Source organism: Ruegeria sp. CG1 (assembly GCF_056537265.1).
Map to the genome: position 1 here is coordinate 38,898 of NZ_JBQFRF010000004.1, position 21,924 is coordinate 60,821.

The 21,924-nt window shown below is 57.0% G+C and carries 21 protein-coding genes and 1 tRNA gene; 16 read left to right on the forward strand and 6 right to left on the reverse strand.

Going from position 1 to position 21,924, the window contains the following annotated elements; translation table 11 throughout:
- The first annotated feature begins 7 nt into the window (after positions 1-7).
- From ACR0AU_RS12485 to rplT, 3 genes are all read left to right on the forward strand, one after another.
- Positions 8-1,558, forward strand: a complete 1,551-nt coding sequence (locus tag ACR0AU_RS12485) for an alanine/glycine:cation symporter family protein (RefSeq protein ID WP_170465878.1) — start codon at positions 8-10, stop codon at positions 1,556-1,558.
- Between the two features lie 182 nt (positions 1,559-1,740).
- A complete protein-coding gene (rpmI, locus tag ACR0AU_RS12490; protein WP_010443552.1) occupies positions 1,741-1,941 on the forward strand; it encodes a 50S ribosomal protein L35 in 201 nt (66 codons plus the stop codon).
- A gap of 14 nt (positions 1,942-1,955) precedes the next feature.
- A complete protein-coding gene (gene rplT, locus ACR0AU_RS12495) occupies positions 1,956-2,321 on the forward strand; it encodes a 50S ribosomal protein L20 (RefSeq protein WP_008756009.1) in 366 nt (121 codons plus the stop codon).
- Positions 2,322-2,652: 331 nt separating this feature from the next.
- Here the strand turns inward: rplT and ACR0AU_RS12500 are convergent.
- Positions 2,653-2,742, reverse strand: a tRNA-Ser gene (locus tag ACR0AU_RS12500).
- 304 nt (positions 2,743-3,046) lie between these two features.
- Between ACR0AU_RS12500 and ACR0AU_RS12505 the strand changes: the two genes are divergently transcribed.
- A complete protein-coding gene (locus ACR0AU_RS12505) occupies positions 3,047-4,003 on the forward strand; it encodes a FecR family protein (RefSeq protein WP_480439236.1) in 957 nt (318 codons plus the stop codon).
- A 21-nt stretch (positions 4,004-4,024) separates the two neighbouring features.
- Positions 4,025-6,286, forward strand: a complete 2,262-nt coding sequence (locus tag ACR0AU_RS12510; RefSeq protein WP_170733530.1) for an adenylate/guanylate cyclase domain-containing protein — start codon at positions 4,025-4,027, stop codon at positions 6,284-6,286.
- Between the two features lie 220 nt (positions 6,287-6,506).
- Here ACR0AU_RS12510 and hemC read toward each other — a convergent pair whose 3' ends face one another.
- Positions 6,507-7,463, reverse strand: a complete 957-nt coding sequence (gene hemC / locus ACR0AU_RS12515) for a hydroxymethylbilane synthase (protein WP_170733531.1) — start codon at positions 7,461-7,463, stop codon at positions 6,507-6,509.
- 107 nt (positions 7,464-7,570) lie between these two features.
- Between hemC and hemE the strand changes: the two genes are divergently transcribed.
- Complete coding sequence (gene hemE, locus ACR0AU_RS12520; protein WP_170733532.1) at positions 7,571-8,605, forward strand: uroporphyrinogen decarboxylase; 1,035 nt, start codon at positions 7,571-7,573, stop codon at positions 8,603-8,605.
- Between the two features lie 58 nt (positions 8,606-8,663).
- On the opposite strand, the gene ACR0AU_RS12525 is transcribed toward hemE, so the two are convergent.
- Positions 8,664-9,758 carry a CaiB/BaiF CoA transferase family protein gene (locus ACR0AU_RS12525; RefSeq protein ID WP_480795758.1) on the reverse strand — a complete coding sequence of 365 codons (1,095 nt, stop codon included), beginning with the start codon at positions 9,756-9,758 and terminating at the stop codon, positions 8,664-8,666.
- A gap of 155 nt (positions 9,759-9,913) precedes the next feature.
- Between ACR0AU_RS12525 and ACR0AU_RS12530 the strand changes: the two genes are divergently transcribed.
- From ACR0AU_RS12530 to uvrC, 7 genes are all read left to right on the forward strand, one after another.
- Positions 9,914-10,429 carry an SRPBCC family protein gene (locus ACR0AU_RS12530; RefSeq protein WP_170423597.1) on the forward strand — a complete coding sequence of 172 codons (516 nt, stop codon included), beginning with the start codon at positions 9,914-9,916 and terminating at the stop codon, positions 10,427-10,429.
- Between the two features lie 91 nt (positions 10,430-10,520).
- Positions 10,521-11,450, forward strand: a complete 930-nt coding sequence (locus tag ACR0AU_RS12535) for an ABC transporter ATP-binding protein (RefSeq protein ID WP_170395599.1) — start codon at positions 10,521-10,523, stop codon at positions 11,448-11,450.
- Positions 11,447-12,208 carry an ABC transporter permease gene (locus ACR0AU_RS12540; protein ID WP_170395601.1) on the forward strand — a complete coding sequence of 254 codons (762 nt, stop codon included), beginning with the start codon at positions 11,447-11,449 and terminating at the stop codon, positions 12,206-12,208. Before ACR0AU_RS12535 ends, ACR0AU_RS12540 begins: the two co-directional genes overlap by 4 nt.
- A gap of 104 nt (positions 12,209-12,312) precedes the next feature.
- Positions 12,313-13,110 carry a S49 family peptidase gene (locus tag ACR0AU_RS12545; RefSeq protein ID WP_170423599.1) on the forward strand — a complete coding sequence of 266 codons (798 nt, stop codon included), beginning with the start codon at positions 12,313-12,315 and terminating at the stop codon, positions 13,108-13,110.
- A 168-nt stretch (positions 13,111-13,278) separates the two neighbouring features.
- The gene (locus tag ACR0AU_RS12550) at positions 13,279-14,241 is read left to right on the forward strand and encodes a calcium/sodium antiporter (protein WP_170423601.1); all 963 of its coding nucleotides are present in this window, start codon (positions 13,279-13,281) and stop codon (positions 14,239-14,241) included.
- Between the two features lie 21 nt (positions 14,242-14,262).
- Positions 14,263-15,042 (forward strand): SDR family oxidoreductase, encoded by a 780-nt coding sequence (locus ACR0AU_RS12555; RefSeq protein ID WP_170423603.1) that lies wholly within the window; start codon positions 14,263-14,265, stop codon positions 15,040-15,042.
- 290 nt (positions 15,043-15,332) lie between these two features.
- Positions 15,333-17,207 carry an excinuclease ABC subunit UvrC gene (uvrC, locus tag ACR0AU_RS12560; RefSeq protein ID WP_480795759.1) on the forward strand — a complete coding sequence of 625 codons (1,875 nt, stop codon included), beginning with the start codon at positions 15,333-15,335 and terminating at the stop codon, positions 17,205-17,207.
- Here the strand turns inward: uvrC and ACR0AU_RS12565 are convergent.
- Positions 17,204-18,088, reverse strand: a complete 885-nt coding sequence (locus ACR0AU_RS12565) for a DMT family transporter (protein ID WP_480592390.1) — start codon at positions 18,086-18,088, stop codon at positions 17,204-17,206. The genes uvrC and ACR0AU_RS12565 overlap by 4 nt on opposite strands.
- 191 nt (positions 18,089-18,279) lie before the next feature.
- Here ACR0AU_RS12565 and pgsA point away from each other — a divergent pair, with 191 nt between their 5' ends.
- Genes pgsA through ACR0AU_RS12580 form a run of 3 tightly spaced genes read left to right on the forward strand, consistent with a single transcriptional unit; the run spans position 18,280 to position 19,642 of the window.
- Positions 18,280-18,948, forward strand: a complete 669-nt coding sequence (pgsA, locus tag ACR0AU_RS12570; protein ID WP_170395613.1) for a CDP-diacylglycerol--glycerol-3-phosphate 3-phosphatidyltransferase — start codon at positions 18,280-18,282, stop codon at positions 18,946-18,948.
- A gap of 3 nt (positions 18,949-18,951) precedes the next feature.
- Positions 18,952-19,197: a molybdopterin converting factor subunit 1 gene (gene moaD, locus ACR0AU_RS12575; protein ID WP_170395615.1), complete on the forward strand. Its 246-nt coding sequence runs from the start codon at positions 18,952-18,954 to the stop codon at positions 19,195-19,197.
- A 1-nt stretch (position 19,198) separates the two neighbouring features.
- Positions 19,199-19,642 carry a molybdopterin synthase catalytic subunit gene (locus tag ACR0AU_RS12580; RefSeq protein ID WP_170395617.1) on the forward strand — a complete coding sequence of 148 codons (444 nt, stop codon included), beginning with the start codon at positions 19,199-19,201 and terminating at the stop codon, positions 19,640-19,642.
- A gap of 5 nt (positions 19,643-19,647) precedes the next feature.
- On the opposite strand, the gene ACR0AU_RS12585 is transcribed toward ACR0AU_RS12580, so the two are convergent.
- Together ACR0AU_RS12585 and ACR0AU_RS12590 are read right to left on the reverse strand one after the other, a co-directional pair.
- Entirely contained in the window at positions 19,648-19,968 is a 321-nt protein-coding gene (locus ACR0AU_RS12585) for a hypothetical protein (protein WP_170395619.1), read from the reverse strand.
- Between the two features lies 1 nt (position 19,969).
- Positions 19,970-21,892 (reverse strand): OmpA family protein, encoded by a 1,923-nt coding sequence (locus ACR0AU_RS12590; RefSeq protein ID WP_170733537.1) that lies wholly within the window; start codon positions 21,890-21,892, stop codon positions 19,970-19,972.
- Between the last annotated feature and the right edge of the window lie 32 nt (positions 21,893-21,924).

Genomic DNA, 21,924 nt, shown 5'->3' on the forward strand with positions numbered 1-21,924 from the left:
GATTATGATGAATATTCAGAACAAACTGAGTCTGGCAGCACTTGCCGCTCTGGTTGCGAGCCCCACTGCCGCACAGGAGGCGGTCGGGTTGGACGATAAAATCAACCAGGCCTTTGCTGATTTCACCGGGCCTTTCGTCAGCTTTATTTTTGCCCCGTTTCCGGGCACCGGGTTCCCTTGGATCGTGGGTTGGCTGGTGATCGCCGCGACCGTCTTCACGCTTTATTTTGCCTTTGTACAATTGCGTTTCTTCGGTCATGCGATCAGCCTTGTGAAAGGTGACTATTCTGATCCCAATGATGCGGGTGAAGTTAGCCACTTTCAGGCGCTGGCAACGGCGCTGTCCGGTACCGTTGGCCTCGGTAATATTGCTGGTGTTGCGGTCGCCGTCGGTATCGGCGGGCCAGGTGCAACTTTCTGGATGATTGTCGCAGGCCTGTTGGGCATGGCGTCGAAATTCACCGAATGTACGCTGGGTGTAAAGTACCGCAACGAATATGATGACGGCACCGTTTCTGGTGGCCCAATGTATTATATGTCGAAAGGGTTCAACGAACTGGGCCTGCCGGGCGGCAAAATTCTGGCCGTTCTGTTCTCGATCTTCTGCATCCTTGGCGCGCTTGGTGGGGGCAATATGTTCCAGGCCAATCAGGCGCATCAGCAGATCGCAGGCATCGTCGGAGATTACCCGGGCTGGATCACTGGCCTGGTCTTTGCAGGCATCGTCTTTGCAGTGATCGTGGGCGGCCTAAAATCCATCGCGCGCGTGACTGAGAAAGTCGTTCCTTTCATGGGCGTGATGTATGTGGCCGCGGCTCTGGTGATCATCCTGATGAACGCGGATCAGATCGGTTGGGCCTTTGGCCAAATCTTCGCGGGAGCGTTCACCGGTCTTGGTGTCGCTGGCGGTATGGTCGGCGCATTGATCCAGGGCTTCCGGCGTGCGGCGTTCTCGAACGAAGCGGGCGTTGGTTCTGCTGCGATTGCCCACTCGGCGGTTCGCACCAAAGAACCGATCACCGAAGGGTTCGTGTCGCTGCTGGAGCCGTTCATTGATACGGTCGTAATCTGTACCATGACCGCGTTGGTGATCATCATCACCCAGCAGCTGATCGTCGATCCGGAGACCGGAAACTATATGCTGAACGAAGCCGGTAATGCCATCGCAACGGTTGACGGAAACTCGGGTGTCAGCCTGACTTCAGCCGCCTTTGGCAGCGCGTTCAGTTGGTTCCCTTACGTTTTGGCAATCGCAGTAGTTCTGTTTGCCTTCTCGACCATGATCAGCTGGTCCTACTACGGCCTCAAGGCCTGGACCTACCTGTTCGGTGAGGGTCACACCAAGGAACTGGTGTTCAAGGTCATCTTCTGCATCTTCGTAGTCATCGGTGCAGCGGCTAACCTTGGCCCCGTTATCGACTTCTCGGATGCGGCGATCTTTGCCATGGCGGTTGTGAACGTCTTCGCGCTCTACTTCCTGATGAAAGTGGTACGTCAGGAACTGGCATCTTATGCAGAGCGTTTGAAGAGCGGTGAAATCCGCAAATTCGAACATTAATCCAAACCTCCGGGGCGGCGCGCGTCGCCCCGGTGCCTAGCCAGCCTGCAAAAAGCGCAGATTCTGGCCCAAACCCCCTTGCCAGTATGACCGAACTTGCGTAAACGGCGCTTCTGATCGCGTGACCGGCCGAGATGGCATGCCGAGTCGCGTCTGAAACCGAACCCCGAAAGGAGACGGAAATGCCTAAGATGAAGACAAAGTCGAGCGCCAAAAAGCGCTTTAAGGTGACTGCGACCGGTAAGGTCCTTGCTGGCCAGGCCGGCAAACGGCACGGCATGATCAAGCGGACCAAGAAATTCATCCGCGACGCCCGTGGCAACACCACCCTGTCCGCCCCCGACGCCAAGATCGTCAAGGGCTACATGCCCTACGACCGCTAAGAGGAGATTAAGAGATGTCCCGCGTTAAAGGTGGAACCGTAACTCACGCCCGTCACAAGAAGGTCATCAAGGCTGCCAAAGGTTACTATGGCCGCCGCAAGAGCACCTTCAAGGTTGCCCGTCAGGCCGTAGACAAGGCCAACCAGTACGCAACCCGCGACCGCAAGAACCGCAAGCGCAACTTCCGCGCGCTGTGGATCCAGCGTATCAACGCCGCTGTCCGTTCGCATGACGAGGCACTGACATATTCCCGCTTCATTAACGGCCTGAACTTGGCCGGTATCGAAGTGGACCGCAAAGTTCTGGCCGACTTGGCAGTGCACGAACCGGAAGCGTTCGGCGCGATCGTCGCCAAAGCACAGGCCGCGCTGGCTGCCTGAACCTCTTTCGAGAGACAGTGAATGAAAGGCCGTCCCAGTTGGGACGGCCTTTTTTTGAATCCGTAACGGGTGTCGATTGCGCCAGGTTGCCAAATTGAGCTCTCTAGGGCGATGAAGATAAATATCTCACCGCCTCCAACATCCTGGGCTGAATTGTACTGCAGACAACGCAACAAGCTCCTGCATCAGGGTGCAATGGTTGATGCGACCGATCCAATCCGCCTTGAGAAATGGTAGTGTGCAACGCCCGTGAAATGTCGTGAATTCAGTGGGGTGATTTTATGAGATCGTTCAGACCATGGCGGGCATCGCAGGTGATTCCCGGTATGGGTGGCGGAGACGAAGGGATTCGAACCCTCGAGACGGTTTCCCGCCTACTCCCTTAGCAGGGGAGCGCCTTCGACCACTCGGCCACGTCTCCGCTGGCCGGTATATCCTTGCCTGTCATCCAGATACAAGGCGATTTTCTATGTCTGGAAAATTTTTCTGAATACCGATGATCAAACCCACAAGAAGGAGCGCTGGGGCTACCGGAAGCAGGGGTGCGAAACCCCCGAAATGCTGAAAAACATGCAAAACCTTGCCAACTCCACCTGTTCTGGCGCATATTTGTCTAGTTTTAAGGCTCTAATAACTATTCAGATTTAGCTTTCTGAGGCGACAGATATCGGGCGTGGGGTGTTTGGCACCCTGGTAGGTACCTTTTGGGGGAAGGGGACTTGGGTTTGGTCTGGTTGAAATTGTTTTGTGTTTTCTTGGTTCTAGCGACGCTGCCTGCGTCGGCCATCGCATCAATCGGAAAAGTGCTCAGTGCTAAACCGGGCGCGGATATTATCCGGGCCGGTAAAAAGATACGCTTGCGTGAAGGGATGGATGTTGTTTCAGGCGATACTATTTCGACCGACAGATCAGGCGTGGTTCAATTGGTGTTCGTAGATGAAACCAAGATCGCGGTTGGTCCGAACGCGCGAATGATCCTGGATGTCTCAATGCTGCGAGGCAATCGGAAGGCAAAAAACTTCACCGTGCAGGCGCTGGGCGGCAGTTTCCGTTTCATTTCGGGCAAAAGCAGAAAGCGCGCTTATTCGATCAAAACGCCCGATGCCACCATGGCCGTGCGGGGAACGACATTTGACATGTGGATTACATCCGGCAGCCAAAGCGCGATGCTGGTTATCGAGGGCACCGTTCAGATGTGCGGCCGACGCGGGTCATGCCGGTCGGCAAGCCGACAGTGCAGTCTCTTTGCGACCGGTTCGGGCGGTCAGGTGGGGCGCCCGGTAGATCAGGAGCAGTATGACAAAGCGCTAAAAGGTGGTTTCCCCTTCATACGCTCGCAAACGCAACTGCTGCCACCGTTTCGGGTGAGTGCCGAAGGGTGCTCGGGCAGACAGGCTCAGGCCCTAAAGATTGAATCTGAAAGGCCAGAGCGGCGCGAAGCGCGGCGGCAAACGGAACAAGGTCGTTCTGAGGTGTCGGCGGCCCGCGAAAGCGGGCGATCCGAAGCGCCAGACCGGGCCTCAGCCAGCGCCGAAGGGCGTTCCGGGACATCAGCGCGTGCAGGTGTAAGCGCCTCGGGTGAAACGAGAACATCCGTAAACGCATCCAGTGGAAATAGCGGTGGATCGGGTGTCAGGGCAACGGCGACGGCAGGTAACGCTTCAGCGATAGCTGGTTGGTAGCATCAGGTTACATATATTTTCATGTTCCCCTGCGCCTGGAAGGTGAACGTGGTGGGTAAGATAAGAGACAAAATTGGGCATCGATTAGTATTCAGGCTTGTGGGCTTGGCGCTGATCCTGATGGGCTGCTTCATTAGGGTCGCGGATCCGTATCCCGTTCAAATGTCCAGATTGATTTACTTCGATATCCTGCAGCGGATTTCACCACGGGCCTACAACCCGGATCTGCCGGTCCGCGTGGTGGATATTGATGAAAGGTCTCTGGCAGAATGGGGCCAATGGCCTTGGCCTCGTACCCTGTTGGGTCAGATGGTCGAACGATTGGGCGAATACGGTGCCGCTGCGATTGCCTTTGATATGCTGTTTGTCGAGCCCGACCGATACTCTCCGATGCGATTGTTGCAAGACCCGACCTTGTCCGGACTACTGCAGGTGGATCAGGCCGCGATCGATCTGGACAATGACGTCAGATTTGGGGACGAAGTTGCGAAATGGCCAGTGGTTCTGGGTGTGGCAGCCCGGCAAACCGATAGCGGTTCGGCCATTGTACCGAAGGCGGGGTTAGTTGAAATCGGAGAGAAACCCGCAGCTGGCCTTGTCAGCGTTGCCCACTGGACCTCTCTGGCACCGCCATTGGGGGAAGAAGCGGCCGGGATCGGGGGTGTTAATGTATCGCCCCAAGGAAGTTTGGGTGTGGTGCGACGGGTCCCTGTGCTTTGGTCCGGGCCCAACGGTGTATTACCTGCGCTTGGGGTTGAAGCCCTGCGGGTGGCCATGGGCGAATCCGTTTATTTTGCGGAAGGATCGCAGGACGAGATCGGCATCATGCTTGAGGTTGGTCTGGGTGATTTTGTGCTGCCGACCACCGAGAATGGCGAGATCTGGGTGCGTTACAGGCGGGACAATCCTGGCCTCTATCTGTCGGCCGATGATGTCATGCGCAGCGGTAGTGATCCAACGCTTCAGTCAGAGATAGAAGGACGGATCATTCTGGTCGGCACCTCTGCGGCGGGCCTGTTCGATATGCGCGAAACGGCACTGGGTGAATCTGTTCCCGGTGTTTCGATCCACGCCCAAATTATCGAACAGATCATCCTTGGCGATGTGCTGAGCAGATCGGATGTTACCTCTGCACTTGAGCTGCTGGCGTTCGTGATCCTGGGCGTCGTTGTCACAGTGGTCATGTCCAACTATGGGGCGGTCGCTTCTTTTGCTGCAGGTGGTGTGGCCGCATCGGCCGTGATTGCCATCAGTTGGTTGGCGTTCCAGAACCAGTCGGTTCTGTTTGATGCGACCTTCCCTTTGGCCGGAGGTATGGCTAATTTCGGGCTTCTGGCCGGGTACCTCTTTGTTTCGACCGAGCGGGAGAAGCGGGTGATCCGCCAGACTTTCTCACATTATGTCGCACCGGAAATCCTCGATGAGATGGAGGCCAACGGGCATCAGCTGCAATTGGGAGGTGAATCTCAGGAGATCACGGTGATGTTTTCGGACATTCGGGGCTTCACGCCATTGTCCGAGTCTGTATCAGCCACCGATCTGGTGGCCTTGCTGAATGCGCTGTTCTCAGAGATCGGGGATCAGATTCTGGTCGAGCGTGGAACGATCGACAAGTTCATCGGCGATGCGGTTATGGCTTTTTGGAATGCACCGCTGCCCGTGGATGATCACCCGTGCCGCGCTGCTTTGGCCGCGCTGAAGATGCGCGGCGCGCTAGATAAGTTCAACACTTTGCCCATCATGCGCGGGCGTCCTCCCATCGCACTGGCGACAGGCTGCGCAACCGGAGCCGCCTGCGTCGGCAATATCGGCTCGCGGCGCCGGTTCAACTACACAGTAATCGGAGATGTGGTGAATGTGGCAGCGCGGATCGAACAAAACTGCCGACATGTGGATTATGATATTCTAGTCTCAGACTCTATTCGCCGTGTCACCAATTCTGATCTTGCGCTGCTAGAGGCGGGCTTCGTGGATTTGAAAGGCAAAAGCGAGCCAGAGCCTGTTTATGTACTGGTCGGAGATCGAGAAGTTGCAGGCAGTGCATCGTTTCAAAAGCTGCAGACCGCACACATAGGTCTACTAGAGGCGATACGCGCACGGGAATCACAGACCGTAGTCGCTGGGTTATGCAAGGAATGTGCCAAGCATGCGATGGCGGTTGAGCCAGGTTTGGCATCATTCTATCGCGCGCTACCGGGGCGCATGGCGGACTTCCGATCAGAGGTGCTTCATGCGCGGCCGGTGTTTAGTCATCATCATGGTCTGCGCGAAGGTGCAGAGTAAGTACTTCGCCATATGCTTTGGAAAAGAGAACGGGGCGCTGTTGAAAATCAACTGCGCCCCGCCGGAAGTATCAATCTCGCCCCCTCGAATACCATCTAAAACAACACGGGCTAAAACTTTCGATATATTCGAGATCGACCTTCTATCCCCATATTTAACGAATTCGGCAGGGTAGACAGTGAAGAAGTTCACATTACCCTGAAATTGTTTAAATTTTTTCTTAGCGCCAGTCGAAAAACCCTGGTCCGGCCTGTTTCAGCAGAGAGGCGGCCATTGTCTGACCCAGTTTTGCTCCATCTTCGAGCGCCCCGGTGGCTTCTTCGCTGATCGCCTCGGAACCGTCCGGGCGCAGAACTTCTCCTCGCAAAGCAAGTTGGCCATCCTGAACTTGCGCCAAACCGGCGATCGGTGTTTCGCATGAGCCATCCAGCCCGGCCAGAAGGCTGCGTTCAGCCGCAAGGCGCCGGCTTGTTTCAACATGATGAATCGCCGCCAGCATCTCGGCGGTACGGCTATCGTCGCTGCGCCGTTCAATGCCGATGGTGCCCTGCGCAATGGCAGGTAGCATGTCATCAGGTGATATGGCAGTCGCGGGGACGTCTTTCATATCCAAGCGGCGCAATCCGGCCATGGCCAGAAAGGTACAATCGGCCACGCCATCGGCCAGCTTCTTCAGGCGAGTCTGAACATTGCCGCGAAACTCGACCACTTTCAGATCGGGCCGCCGATTCAGCAACTGCGCCCGGCGGCGCAACGATGAAGTCCCGACAACTGCGCCCTCTGGCAGATCGTGAATCGAACTCAGAGTCGGCGAGATAAACGCATCGCGCACATCCTCGCGCGGCAGGAATGTATCCAGCACCAGCCCGTCAGGCTGTTCGACGGGCATGTCCTTGGTCGAATGTACGGCGATGTCGATCTCACCTTTCAGCATCGCCTCTTCGATTTCCTTGGTGAACAGACCCTTGTTGCCAATCTCTTTCAGCGGTCGGTCCGCGTCGATCATGGCGCGGTTGTCACCGGTGGTCTTGATTACCACGATCTCAAATGCGTCCTCAGGCAGGTCGAAAGCGGCGCCAAGTCTCTGACGGGTTTCATAGGCCTGCGCCAGCGCCAGCGGAGATCCACGGGTGCCGATTTTCAGAGGCGATGCGGGGGTAGGCAATATCAGACTCATGTGCACAGCTTTAGTCGCGTCACATTGCCCTGACAATGGGGGCAGAGCTTGACAAATTGCCACTGAGGGCCGACGCGTTGCACCAAACCGGAACACTGGGGGCACGAATGGCCGAGACAAAGAAATTGCTACGGGCGCTGGCGGGGGAAGTGCAGGATGTGCCGCCGATCTGGATGATGCGACAGGCCGGGAGGTATTTGCCTGAATATCGTGCAACGCGCGCACAGGCCGGAGATTTCCTGTCTCTTTGCTATAACCCCGAGCTTGCCGCCGAAGTCACCCTTCAGCCCATTCGCCGCTACGGCTTTGATGCCGCGATCCTGTTTGCTGATATCCTGCTTGTGCCGCAGGCGCTGGGTGCGGATTTGTGGTTTGTCACCGGCGAAGGTCCTCGCCTTTCGACAATTACACGGGAGTCGGAGTTTGATGCGCTGAAGCCGGTTGATGCAATTCATGAGACGCTCTCTCCGGTGTATGAAACCGTGCGTATTCTTTCGCGTGAGCTTCCTTCTGAGACAGCTCTGATCGGATTTGCAGGCGCGCCCTGGACAGTGGCTACCTACATGATCGCCGGACGGGGCACCCCGGATCAGGGGCCAGCCCATGCGCTGCGCGAAGAAAACACTGCGCTGTTCGAGGCGCTGTTGGATCGGATCACGGCCGCGACAATTGAATACCTGTCTGCCCAAATCGAGGCAGGGGCCGAGGTTGTCAAAATATTTGATAGTTGGGCGGGATCATTGAAGGGCGAAGCGTTTCAGAAATACGCCGTTGAACCCTGTCGCGTGATTACTGCTGCCATAAAGGCACGCCATCCGGGCATTCCCGTCATCGGTTTCCCACGCGAAGCGGATCAGGGTTACATCGGTTTCGCCAAGGCCACCGGTGTGGATTGTGTCGCGCTGGACAATTCTGTGTCGCCCGAATGGGCTGCTGCGAATGTGCAAGTCGATGGGTGTGTACAGGGCAATCTGGCTTCATCGCATATGGTGACAGGCGGGCAAGCGCTTGTCGATGAGACGCGGCGGATTGTCGAAGCCTTCTCAAAAGGACCGCATATCTTCAATTTGGGTCATGGTATTACGCCAGATGCGGACCCTGAGAACGTTCAATTGATGATCGATACGGTGCGCGGGCGGTAAGCCTGGCGTGGGGGCCAGCCCCCTCTTGGCCTGCGGCCAATTCACCCCCGAGGTATTTTTAGCCAGATGAAGCGGGAGGAAGTTCGTTCAAAATCTCATTTGTATGCTCTCCGCGTTTGGGGCTGGGCCGCGGTTGCCAGTTGTAGGTTGAGAATCTAGGAGCGGCTGCGGCTTGACGTGTTTCGTCGTGGTCGACCCATGTTTGGCGAGCCGAATTCATGGGGTGATCTCGTGCTTCTTGTGGACTTAGGACTGGGGCAACGCAGGCGTCCGTGCCTTGAAACAGCGCCGCCCATTCGTCGCGCGGCTTCTCGGCAAAGATTTTGCTCAACCGCTTCGTCAGGTTGGGCCACGTCGCATGGTTATATTGCTGAGCGAATTCCGCGTCATCGCTGAGCCCGAGGATGTCCAGGAAGTGAGCATAGAATTTTGGCTCCAGACATTGAACTGAGATGAAACCGCCATCTGCGCAGGCGTAGGTTCTGCTCCAATGCGGTCCGTCGAGCAGGCTTTGACCCCGGGTGTCGGACAGGTTGCCGGTTTGGCGCAGGCTCATCAGCAAATTCATCATGTGTGCCGAGCCATCGTAGATGGCGGCGTCCACCACCGTGCCTTTGCCTGTATTTCGGGAATTCAAAAGCCCGGCGAGCAGACCTGCAACCAGATACATCGCACCACCGCCGATATCCCCGACTAGTGTTGCGGGCGTCAAAGGCGGTTGGCCGGGCGGCGACGCGTAGGATAAAGCCCCTGAAAGGGCAATATAGTTGAGATCATGGCCCGCTGTCTCAGAAAGTGGGCTATGCTGCCCCCAGCCTGTCATTCGGCCATAGACCAGCTTTGGGTTCAGGTGATGACAGTCTTCCGGCCCCAGCCCCAGCTTTTCCATCACGCCGGGGCGAAAACCCTCGATCAGCGCATCAGCCGTTGCGATCAGCCGTTTTGCAACGCTAAGGTCCTGCGGGTCTTTGAGGTCCAGTGCAATTGATCGTTTGCCGCGATCCAGCAGCGAACGTTCAGGCATACCCGGAGTGACGGCGGACCCTTTGCGATGGATGGTGATGATATCGGCGCCCATATCCGCCAGCAGCATGGCCGCGAAGGGGGCTGGGCCCAGCCCTTCGATTTCGATGATGCGTATGCCGTGCAGCATGTCTTCCTCCTGCGGCGCAGGGTTTCTGTTGGGCGGAGCGAATGCAAGCGAAGAATCCCGATCCAGTGCCTTGGTGTGAGCAAACTGGTTGCCTGCATCGATGTTTCAGGGCTAGGTCTTTGTGGTCTGCCGTAGGATTAAAAAGAGGTTGAGAGATGCAGTTAAGCGATACCCGTGAAATTCAGGCGCCGCCTGCCGCCGTTTACGCTGCGTTGCTGGACCCTGAAGTATTGAAAGCCTGCATCAGCGGCGCGCAGGAGATTACCGGCGATCCAACCGAGGGGTATAATGCGACCGTGGTGCAAAAGGTTGGCCCTGTGAAGGCGACTTTCAAAGGCACTGTGACCATGTCCGACATGGTTGAGCCTGAACGCCTGACCATCGCTGGTGAGGGCAAGGGGGGCGCCGCAGGCTTTGCCAAGGGAAGCGCAGATGTAACCTTCGCGCCCAGCGAGGCTGGTGGCACCCTTCTGACCTACGAGGTCGAGGCTAAGGTGGGTGGCAAACTGGCTCAGCTGGGCAGCCGCCTGATTGATGGGTTTGCCAAGAAGATGGCCGATCAGTTTTTCGCCAATCTTCAAGAATATTTCGAAGGTCCGCCACCGCAAGAAGACGCTGCCGAAGAAGAGACCAAGTCAGGCTGGCTAGGTCGCCTGACGGGACGAGACTGAACCCTGCGCACACGCGCATGGCACTGTGCGGAATTGGACTGTTCGACGATGGTCCGTCACGATAGGTTGCGGGGTCAGAACGAGGGTACGCATGACGACCATATTGTCGATCCGGGATTTGCGGAAGTCTTATGCCGATGGGTTTGAGGCGCTGAAAGGTGTGTCTCTGGACATTGAAGAAGGTGAGATTCTAGCGCTGTTGGGCCCCAATGGGGCGGGTAAAACAACGCTGATCTCGACTGTGTGCGGTATTACCACGCCGACTTCGGGCTCGGTCACCGTAGGTGGCCATGACATCCAGACCGAGTATCGCGCAGCCCGCAAGATGATTGGGCTGGTGCCGCAGGAAATCGCGCTGGAACCGTTCGAGAAGGTCTGGAACACTGTCCGCTTTTCGCGCGGGCTGTTCGGTCATAGCGGAGACAACGCTAGGATCGAGGAAATCCTGCGCAAGCTGTCCCTATGGGACAAACGCCGTAACGCAATCAAGGAACTATCCGGAGGTATGAAGCGACGTGTGCTGATCGCGAAAGCCTTGGCGCATGAGCCAAGGGTGCTGTTTCTGGATGAACCCACCGCCGGCGTAGATGTCGAGCTACGTAAGGACATGTGGGAGATCGTGGCCGAATTGAAGCAGGCTGGTGTCACCATCATCCTGACCACTCACTACATCGAGGAAGCCGAGGCAATCGCCGACCGTGTGGGTGTCATCGACAAGGGTGAGCTTTTGCTCGTGCAGGACAAAGACACATTGATGGCGCAGATGGGCAAAAAGCAGATTGAGGTCATGTTGACCGAGCCTATTTTATCGGTTCCCGACGTTCTGTCCGATCATCAACTGACGCTCAACGGTGCAGGCGATGCGCTGATCTATACTTACGACACCAATGCCGAGCGCACGGGCATCACCACTCTTCTCAATGATGTTGCACAGGCCGGTCTAGTGCTGCGTGATGTGCAGACGCGGCAATCGAGCCTTGAAGAGATTTTCGTCAACCTCGTGTCCGGAGAACCCGCATGAACTGGTCCGCTATTACTGCCATCTACCGGTTTGAAATGGCCCGGTTCTTTCGCACACTGGCGCAGAGTTTTCTGTCGCCGGTCCTGTCGACCTCGCTTTATTTCGTGGTGTTTGGCACTGCCATCGGCAGTCGCATTCAAGAGATTGAAGGCGTGTCCTACGGGGCCTTCATTGTGCCGGGTCTTATCATGTTGTCCGTAGTGATGCTGTCAATCTCGAACGCGTCCTTTGGCATCTACTTTCCCAAATTCTTGGGTACGATTTATGAGTTGCTTTCAGCCCCCATCAATTTCATCGAGATTGTGATTGGTTATGTGGGCGCGGCCGCAACTAAGGCACTGTTTGTAGGTCTTGTCATTCTGGCCACTGCGACGTTCTTTGTGGACATTCGCATTGAACACCCGTTTGCCATGGCGGCTTTCCTGATCTTGTCTTGCCTCAGTTTCTCGCTGCTGGGGTTTATCGTGGGTATCTGGGCGGGAAATTTTGAGCAAATGTCGCTTGTCCCCCAGCTTGTTGTGACGCCCCTGATTTTTCTGGGTGGGACGTTTTACTCGATCTCGATGCTACCTCCGCTTTGGCAGACGATCACTCTGTTCAACCCTGTGGTTTATCTGATTTCCGGGTTCCGCTGGTCATTCTATGGTATCGCAGATGTCCCGATATTTTGGAGCCTTCTGGCCATACTGGCCTTCACCGGAATATGCCTCGCGATCATTGGCTGGATCTTCAAAACCGGTTGGCGCATCCGCAGCTAGGGCGTTGCATTTTTGCCCATCAGGTGTGTGAAATTGGTTCACGTCGCGTTTATGGCGCTTCGGGTCTCTTGTTTACGGCTCCGGCGCGCTCTACATCGGCTTCCATGAAACTCAGCCTGCCCTTCATGAAAAAGCCGCCACTTGTGGCCGTTGTTCGCCTGTCCGGTGCCATTGGAATGGCCGGGCGAGGGTCGATGAACGCGACCGCTCTGGCACCGGTGTTGGAGAAAGCCTTTCGCAAGGGCAAGCCCGCTGCGGTCGCGCTGGAGATCAATTCGCCGGGCGGCTCCCCCGTTCAAAGCTCATTGATCGGTGCGCGTATCCAGCGACTGGCGGAAGAGCTTAAGATCCCTGTTTACGCTTTCGTCGAAGACGTGGCGGCTTCGGGTGGATATTGGTTGGCGGTTTCAGCGGATGAGATTTGGGCCGATGACAGTTCGGTTCTGGGGTCGATCGGCGTGATATCGTCGGGATTTGGCGCGCATGTTTTTCTGGCACGTCAGGGCTTTGAACGACGCGTACATACTGCGGGTCAGTCGAAATCAATGCTCGACCCGTTTGCTCCGGAAAAGAAAGAAGACATTGCACGGCTCAAAGTGCTGCTGGGCGATATCCACGAGAATTTCATAACCCATGTGAAATCTCGCCGGGACGGCAAGCTGGACAGCAGCGCTGATCTGTTCAATGGCGAGGTCTGGCTGGCCCGTCGCGCGCAACAGCTGGGCCTGATCGATGGTATTGCCCATCTGAAGCCCAAGATGCAGGAGAAGTTTGGCGACAAAGTCAGGTTCCGCCGCTATGGCCTGCGCAAACCGATCTGGTCGCGCTTCGGCGCGACGCTGGCGCAGGATGCCATAGCCGGTATTGAGGAGCGCGCTGCCTACGCGCGTTTCGGGTTGTAGAGTGATCATCAAAGCAGTCACCTTGTTCCTGGTCGCCATGGGCGTTCTGGCGATGTTCGGCAAGCTACGCTTTCCTGGACAGAAACGATTGAGTTCTGCGAAATGTCCGCGTTGTGGGCGGTTTAGGATCGGCAAAGGCCCGTGTCCTTGCGAAGAAGGAGGCCGTGGATGACGGCATGGCTGTTCTCCGGCCTCGGGCTGCTGATCCTGTTGTTGGCAGGCGACGCGCTGGTGCGAGGGGCCGTGAACCTCAGCCTGCGGTTGGGGGTTCCCGCCCTGATCGTCAGCCTGACAATAGTTGCCTTTGGAACTTCGGCCCCTGAGCTGCTGATTGCAATCAGCGCCATCAAGGAAAACGCGCCGGGCATTGCGTTGGGTAACGTGGTGGGCTCGAATACAGCGAATATCTTGCTGGTTCTGGGATTGCCCGCGCTTCTGGCGACCTTGCACACAAGTGAGTGCGACAGCCGCAAGAACTACATCTTCATGCTTCTGGCGTCGGTGTTATTTATCGGGTTGGCTTTTTGCGGGGTCTTTAATCTGCTCAGCGGGGCAATTTTGCTGGCTGCGTTGGCTCTGATCCTCGGCAACGCGTTTCGCGAAGCACATGCGCACCGTAAAGCCTGTGGTGAAGCTTGTGCCGATGAGGACGAGCTTGAGGGTCTTGAGGAAGCAGATCCTGACATGCCCTATTGGAAGGTGGCGATCTACCTGATCCTCGGCTTGGTCGGCCTGCCAATGGGTGCGCATCTGCTGGTCGAAAATGCGACCGTCATTGCCCGGAACTATGGTGTGAGCGAAACAGTGATCGGCCTTACGCTGATCGCGGTGGGTACGTCCCTGCCGGAACTGTCGACAACCGTCATGGCTGCCCTGAGGCGACAAGCGGATGTGGCACTGGGTAACGTCATCGGATCGAACATGTTCAATCTGCTGGCCATTGTCGGCATTACGACCTTGTTTGGGCGTATTCCCGTCGATCCTGAATTCCTGCGTTTCGATCTGTGGGTGATGCTCGGCGCGTCGCTCTTGTTGGTTCCTTTTGTGTTCTTCAAGAAAGATATCACACGCGTCTGGGGCCTGATCTTGACAGCGCTCTATGTGATCTATGTTGCAAGCCTGTTAGCCTGACCTGACGAGGAGAATGAGCCCATGACCCGAGCATTGGTGACCGGTGCCGGTAAACGCCTTGGTCGTGCCATGGCGCTGTATTTGGCGCAGCGCGGCATGGATGTCGCTGTGCACTATTCCAGTTCGGATCAGGCTGCGCGTGAAACGGTTGATGAGGTTCAGGCGCTAGGCCGAAAGTCAGTTGCGCTGCAGGCCGATCTGCTTGATGAGGGGCAAGTCAGCTCATTGCTGCCGCGTGCAGCTGAGGCGCTGGGTGGTCCGATCACCTGTCTGGTCAACAATGCATCGATATTTGAGTATGACAATATCCACACAGCTACCCGCCAAAGCTGGGATCGGCATCTCGACAGCAATCTGCGCGCACCATTCGTTCTGACCCAAGCCATGGCCGAGCAGGGGTTACAGCCGGAGCTTGATGATCAGGGAGAGCCTCTGGCGATTGGGCTGATCGTGAACATGGTGGATATGCGGGTGCGTAAACTGACGCCTGAGTTCATGTCATACACGATTGCCAAGATGGGGTTGTGGGCCTTGACCCGGACTGCAGCGCAGGCTCTGACACCCGCAATCCGTGTGAACGCGATCGGCCCCGGTCCAACGCTGCAGGGTCATCGCCAAAGTGATGCCCATTTTAGCGCTCAGCGGCAGAACACGATTCTGGAGCGCGGCGCGAACCCGTCGGATATCACTGCTGCGCTGGGATACTTTCTGGATGCGCATGCTGTTACGGGGCAGCTTCTTTGCGTCGATGGTGGGCAACATTTGGGTTGGCAAACACCCGATGTTCTTGGTGTAGAATAAGTAGATCTGCTGCAAGTTTTGCACTGCTCTCGTTCCTGTTATCTGAACGTTACAAAAATGTCTTAATTTTCATACACTTGTCTCAGATCAACAAATTTATCGTTTAAAAACAACACCATAATTTCCTGCCTATTTTTTGTGCAGATCAACGAATAGGCAAGGATTCAAGGGAAAATCACGATGCCCCTAAAGTTATCTGCACAGTTATCCACAGAAGTCGTGGATTTGTTTTCTCTTGATCTGAAGCGCACAAGATTGCAGCCATGGTCAGAGAATCATATCTCAGACTCATGACCGCTAGCACTGATTCCGAATCGTCGACCCAAGCCAACGGCTATGCCTGCATTCAGCGTTATGTGAAAACGCTGGACAGCTCGCCGGGTGTGTATCGGATGTTGGATGGGGACAGCCGAGTTCTTTACGTAGGTAAAGCGCGAAACCTGAAGGCGCGGGTATCGAACTACACGCGCCCGGGGCACTCGGGTCGGATCGAGAAAATGATCGCCGCAACTGCCTCGATGATGTTTCTGACCACTCGGACCGAGACCGAGGCGCTGCTGCTGGAACAGAACCTGATCAAGCAGCTCAAGCCCAAATACAACGTATTGTTGCGGGATGACAAAAGCTTCCCGAATATTCTGGTCGCCAAGGATCATGCCTTTCCGCAGATCAAAAAGCACCGAGGGGCGAAGAAAGAAAAGGGGGCTTATTTCGGCCCCTTCGCCAGTGCAGGCGCGGTGAACAGGACGCTGAACCAGCTGCAAAAGGCGTTCCTGCTGCGGAACTGTTCGGATTCCATGTTCGATAGCCGGACCCGGCCGTGTTTGCTCTATCAGATCAAGCGATGTTCTGGACCGTGCGTCGAACTGATCTCGGAAGCCGACTATCGTGAAAGCGTTAAGGATGCCGAAAGGTTCCTGTCAGGCCGATCTACCAAAGTGCAGGAAGATCTCGCCGCGCAGATGATGGCTGCCTCCGAGGCGATGGAGTTCGAACGCGCCGCCGGTTTGCGCGACCGTATCCGGGCGCTGACGCAGGTGCAGACGTCTCAGGGCATCAATCCCCGCGGCGTGGCCGAGGCTGACGTCATTGGCCTCTACATGGACAGCGGTCAAGCCTGCGTTCAGGTGTTTTTCATCCGGGCCAACCAGAACTGGGGTAACCGCGATTTCTATCCGCGCGTCGGCCCGGATGTGTCACAGGCTGAGGCGATGGAAGCGTTTCTGGGCCAATTCTACGACAATAAGGAACCACCCCGGCAGTTGATCCTGTCTGATGCGATCGAGAATGCCGATCTGATGCAGGAGGCATTGTCGGAAAAAGCTGGACGCAAGGTGGAAATCCTGGTGCCCCAACGCGGTGAAAAGCAGGAACTGATCGCTGGTGCCTTGCGCAACGCACGTGAATCGCTGGCCCGGCGGATGTCGGAAAGTGCCACGCAGGCCAAATTGCTACGCGGTGTGGCCGAGGCCTTTGATCTGGACGCGCCGCCAAACCGGATCGAAGTTTACGACAACTCTCACATTCAGGGCACCAATGCAGTTGGGGGCATGATCGTCGCGGGCCCAGAAGGGTTCATGAAAAATGCCTATCGCAAATTCAACATCCGCGGCGATGATCTAACCCCCGGCGATGACTTCGGCATGATGAAAGAGGTCCTGACCCGCCGTTTCACACGCCTGCAAAAGGATGATCCGGATCGGGACAAAGGGCATTGGCCCGATCTGCTGCTGATCGACGGTGGTGCAGGGCAGGTGAGCGCCGTGAATGAGATCATGGCCCAGCACGGGGTCGAGGATATCCCGATGGTCGGTGTCGCCAAGGGTGTCGATCGCGATCACGGCAAGGAAGAATTCCATCGCATCGGGCAGCGCCCTTTTGCGATGAAACGCAACGATCCCGTATTGTACTTTATCCAGCGCTTGCGGGATGAGGCGCATCGCTTTGCCATCGGCACCCATCGCGCGAAACGCGCTAAGGCGGTTGGTGCAACGCCACTGGACGAAATCCCCGGCGTCGGGGCCGCGCGCAAACGCGCCCTTCTGACTCATTTCGGCAGCGCCAAAGCGGTGAGCCGAGCCAATTTGGCGGATCTTAAAGCCGTCGAGGGGATTTCAGCCGGGCTGGCGCAGAAGGTCTATGACTTCTTCCATGACAAGGGCTAGGCCTTTCGCCCCCGCCAAAGGATATAGAGGCCTGACGCCACGATGAGGGCGCAGCCAATCCACATGGTCTGATCCAATCGCTCGCCAAACATCACCACGCCCAAGCCGATACCGAACAACAGCCGCGAATAGCGAAACGGCGTCACAGATGAGACCTCGCCGGTGCGCATCGCCTTCATCAGCGCGGCATAGGCCATGACCCCCATCACAATCGCCCCGCCCATGTGCAGGCTGACATTAGGCGTCAGGGTTTGCAGCGATGTTCCTTCCCAGAATCGATAAGCCAAACCCGCGACAATGATGCAGAGGAAGCCATAGAACCCCAGAACCTCAGTGCCCAGTGTTGCGGGCGCGGCGCGGCTGGCCAGATCGCGCCCCGCAAAGCCGAGCATCCCCAGCACGGCAAGGATTGACAGGGCCGAGAAGCTGTCTCCGGTCGGTTGGATGATGATCACAACGCCGACAAGACCGATCAAAATGGCGCTCCATCGCCGCCAGCCGACGGATTCACCAAAGAACAACGCGGCCCCTGCGACGACAACCAGTGGTGTGGCCTGAAGGATCACCGTAGCCGAGGACAGTGGTGTCAAAGCGATCGCCAATACATAGAAAAGCCGTCCAAGAATCTCGAAGACCACACGCACCTTCATTGGGCGCGACAACACGTCGGACTGGAACAGACGCGTGCTACGTACTGTGGCAACCGCAGCGTAGATTACAGCACCGCCCGCACCGAACAGTACAAGCACCTGCCAGATCGGGATCGACGCCGAAGCCGCCTTAAGCAGCGCATCCTCCAGCGCGAACAGCGCCATTGCGGCGACCATCCAGGCACTGCCGATCAGATTTGACCGGGGATCGGTTTGAATATGCGGTGTCATGTCAGCTCTGGGGTGTTGTCTGGTTGGCCAGCCGACAATCTGACGCCAAAGCAATCAAGTGCCAAGATGAAACCTGTAATGTGACCACCGCTGCGACGCTTTGACTTTTAAGACAGCAAACGCTTGTGTTGGGTAGGTTTTTTTAAGACCCTGTCTTTTCTGTCTTGAACCGGCGATGTAGGGTCCAAGCCATGAAATGGAACCTGCCGAATATTCTGACTGTACTGCGCCTTGTGGCGGCCCCCGGTCTCGCCGTGATGTTTCTGTATTTCACCCGTCCCTATGCGGATTGGTTTGCTTTGATCCTGTTTCTGTCAGCGGCGATCACCGATTGGTTCGACGGGTATCTGGCGCGCGCCTGGAAACAGGAAACGAAGATTGGCGCCATGCTGGATCCCATTGCCGACAAGGCAATGGTGGTAATCGCGCTGATGATATTGGTGGGCTATTCGACTGAACACTGGACACCATGGCTGGTCCTGCCCGCGACAGTGATCCTGTTTCGCGAAGTCTTTGTCTCAGGCTTGCGAGAGTATCTGGGCGATGTGGCCGGAACCCTGAAGGTCACCAAGCTAGCCAAGTGGAAAACGACGGCACAGATGGTAGCGATCGCGATCCTGTTCTCGCAGGGGATATTCGAGCACCATTTTGTGATGGCCACGTTTGGCATGGATGCGACAACCATTGATCAGGTTCTGGCAGGGCAGGTCGAGGACCTGAACAACATCCGCTGGCATCTTGAGGCCATGTTCTGGTCAGGTCGTATCGGGTTATGGCTGCTCTGGATTGCCGCGACGCTGACATTGATCACAGGCTATGACTACCTACGTAAAGCCATGCCCCACCTGAAGGAGAGCTAACCGATGAACGTGCTGTATTTCGCCTGGGTGCGCGAACGCATCGGCCTGCCGAAAGAGAAGATTGAAACCGAGGCAGCAACAGTCAGCGATTTGGTCGCGGAACTGAGCGCGCGTGAGGATCGCTATGCTGCTGCCTTTGCTGATCTGTCGGCCCTGCGCGTGGCGCTGGACCAAGAGCTTTCGGATTTTGACGCCCCGCTGACCGGTGTGCGCGAGGTTGCGTTCTTTCCGCCCATGACGGGTGGCTAGAATGCGGATCGTCGTGCAGGAGGCTCCGTTCGATCTGGGGGCCGAAGCCAACGCTTTTGCCGCCGGGGACGATACCAACGGGGCCATCGTGACCTTCACAGGCGTTGTGCGCGATCTGGCTTCGGGCGATCTGGATGTGATGGAGATCGAGCACTATCCTGGCATGACCGAACGCGCCCTAACCAAGATCGCGGAAGAGGCGCAAGCCCGTTGGTCACTGGGCAACGTTCTGGTGATCCACCGCCACGGAAGGCTTGCTCCGGGTGACCGTATCATGATGGTGGCCACCGCCGCACCGCACCGCAAAGATGCGTTTGAGGCGGCGGAATATCTGATGGATTACCTTAAGTCTCGCGCGCCATTCTGGAAGAAGGAAATCACCACGTCCGGAGCAGAATGGGTGGCTGCTAAGGACGAGGATGAAGACGCGCTGACCCGCTGGTAGGGTGCCTAGTCTGCGTTGTTGATCCGCCCGCGCATCTCTTCGGCTTCCTGCCGCGCCGCGCGCAGCCCTTCCATTGCGGCATTCAACTCGGCTTCGGTTTGCGTCAGCTGGTTGGTTAGCTCTGCCTCACGCTGCTGCAAATATGTGATGGCCTGATCGCGTGTTTCTTCGGCCTCGTGCAGTTCCTGACTCATGCGGTCAAGATCGGCCACGTCGCTTTGGCGAACACGGGACAGCCGATGGGCCAGCCAGTTGGCGAACCAACCCATGCAGAAAGCTGCGAACAGGATAATGGCTGTGGCGATGATGAATTCTGTTCTGTTCAACTTACTGGTCCTCTGAGCCTGCATCCGGTGCGTCGGTTTCAGGTGTCTCGATTTCGGCCTCAGATTCGGCCTCGGCTTCCATCGCCTCAAGCCCGGTCAGGGTGTTGGCCACGGGTTCAGGACGGATCAGGCGAAACTCTATGCGGCGGTTCTCTTCGCGGCCTTCTTCGGTTTCGTTATCGGCGATGGGCTGCGTCTCGCCATACCCGACCGCAGAGAAGCTTGAGGTCGGCACGCGCCGTCCGCGCAATTCGTTCAGGATCGACTGCGCGCGCGACTGGCTGAGCTGCTGGTTCATCTCTTCACGACCCTGACTGTCGGTATGGCCCTGAATCTCCAACCGGATGGGGCCACATTCACGCAGGATGTCCGCGATCTGGTTCAGGGCATCGCGCGAGTCTGCTGCGACGGTGGCTGATCCCGGTTCGAACGCAATTTTGCTGACGGCCTGAACCTCGGCCAGCTGCTCTTCGCAGACCTCAGGGTCGGGCGGCGCGTCGGCGGGTGCGGGCGGCTCCTGATAGGTGATTGACAGGGTGTAATCCTGCGCCTCGCCCAGCTTGTCCGACAGCATGCCGGCGATCCGGGCCTTGGCGTCGGGATCATGGCTGATGCCCGACAGTGCTACATTGTCCGGCGTAACGGTCAGGGCGCCATTGTGCAGTTGCGACAGTGCCTCCAGCCCGGCCAAGACACGTATGGGCCAATCCGCGGGCAGGTCCGGTGCAATCCGGGTGGCTGTGTGCACCTGCAATGATCCAAAGGCGGCACGTGCAAAGCTGTCGGTCATTTCACGCAGCGTTTCGTCACTCAGACGGCCACGCAGTTGAACCAAACCCTCAGGGCTACGTGTTGCGACGAATTCAATAGGCCCAGTCGGGTCATCCGGTTCGGGTTCGGGAAGAATTGCATGCAAGGCGAAAACCTCGGGCAGCGTATTTTCGAGTTCTCCCACGATGCGGTCGAAATCCAAAGGGTTAGTCCCTTGTGTAGCAATTAGAGTGATATCTGCATCCGACAGAGTAACTGAACCCTGACCAAGTTCGGATAGCGCACGAATGCTGAGCTGCGCTGCATTCGCCCAACGCGGAGACGGTACGCCTAGCCCAATGGTGCAGGAATAGGGGCCGGTCAGTCCGGCCTCTTGTGCTGCAGCGACGATGATGTCGCGCGCAACTTCATCCTGGGCCGAGCACGCATCAAACTGCCCGCCATCCTCATCTATCAAATAGCGCAGCGTGAATGGTGTGATTACCGGGCGAGGTGCCGAAATTGAAAGGCCGATTCGCAGACCTGGTGGCGCGGCGCGGCTCAGGTCTTGTTCCAGCTGGTCTTTCTCTTGCTGGCTATCGGCAATGGCCGTGATACGCACCAACCCTGGGCTGGCAGATATCTTGGCCCGTGGCAAATCCGAGAGCGCTTCGATCGCATAGTCGATTGCCTGATCCCATCCGTCTGGCTTGGGATAGTCGGCACTTTCCATCAGGTCCGAGACTGACGCGTCCCGATCAAGGCGTTGCAGCCTGTCTACCAGATCGTCGCGATCCAGAGCCGCAGGTACTAGCCCGATAATCGAAATTCCACTGTCATTGCGCAGGATCTCGGTAGAAAAGCGGGGCGGTGTCAGATCGGCGGTGGGAGCAACCTCCATCTCGTCAATGACGCGCGAGGTGTCGACCTCGGTGCCCGCAGCGATCAGGGCGTTGAATCGGGTCGCCTCAGTCGGGGCCGTGCCGGTCAGAACGACACGCAGGCCGTCGGATTCGACTTCGGCCCAATCATGCCCCTGCAAGTTCAAGGCCTTTCGCACGGCCAGTTCCGAGGCGTCTTCGATCTTGCTGACCGCAAATCCAGCGACCACCAGCGATAGCACGGCGGACACCGCGAAAATCAACGCAACAGCTAGGGCGTAAGGCAGACGCATGGGCGAAATCGAGACTCCTCGGGCGGTTGGTT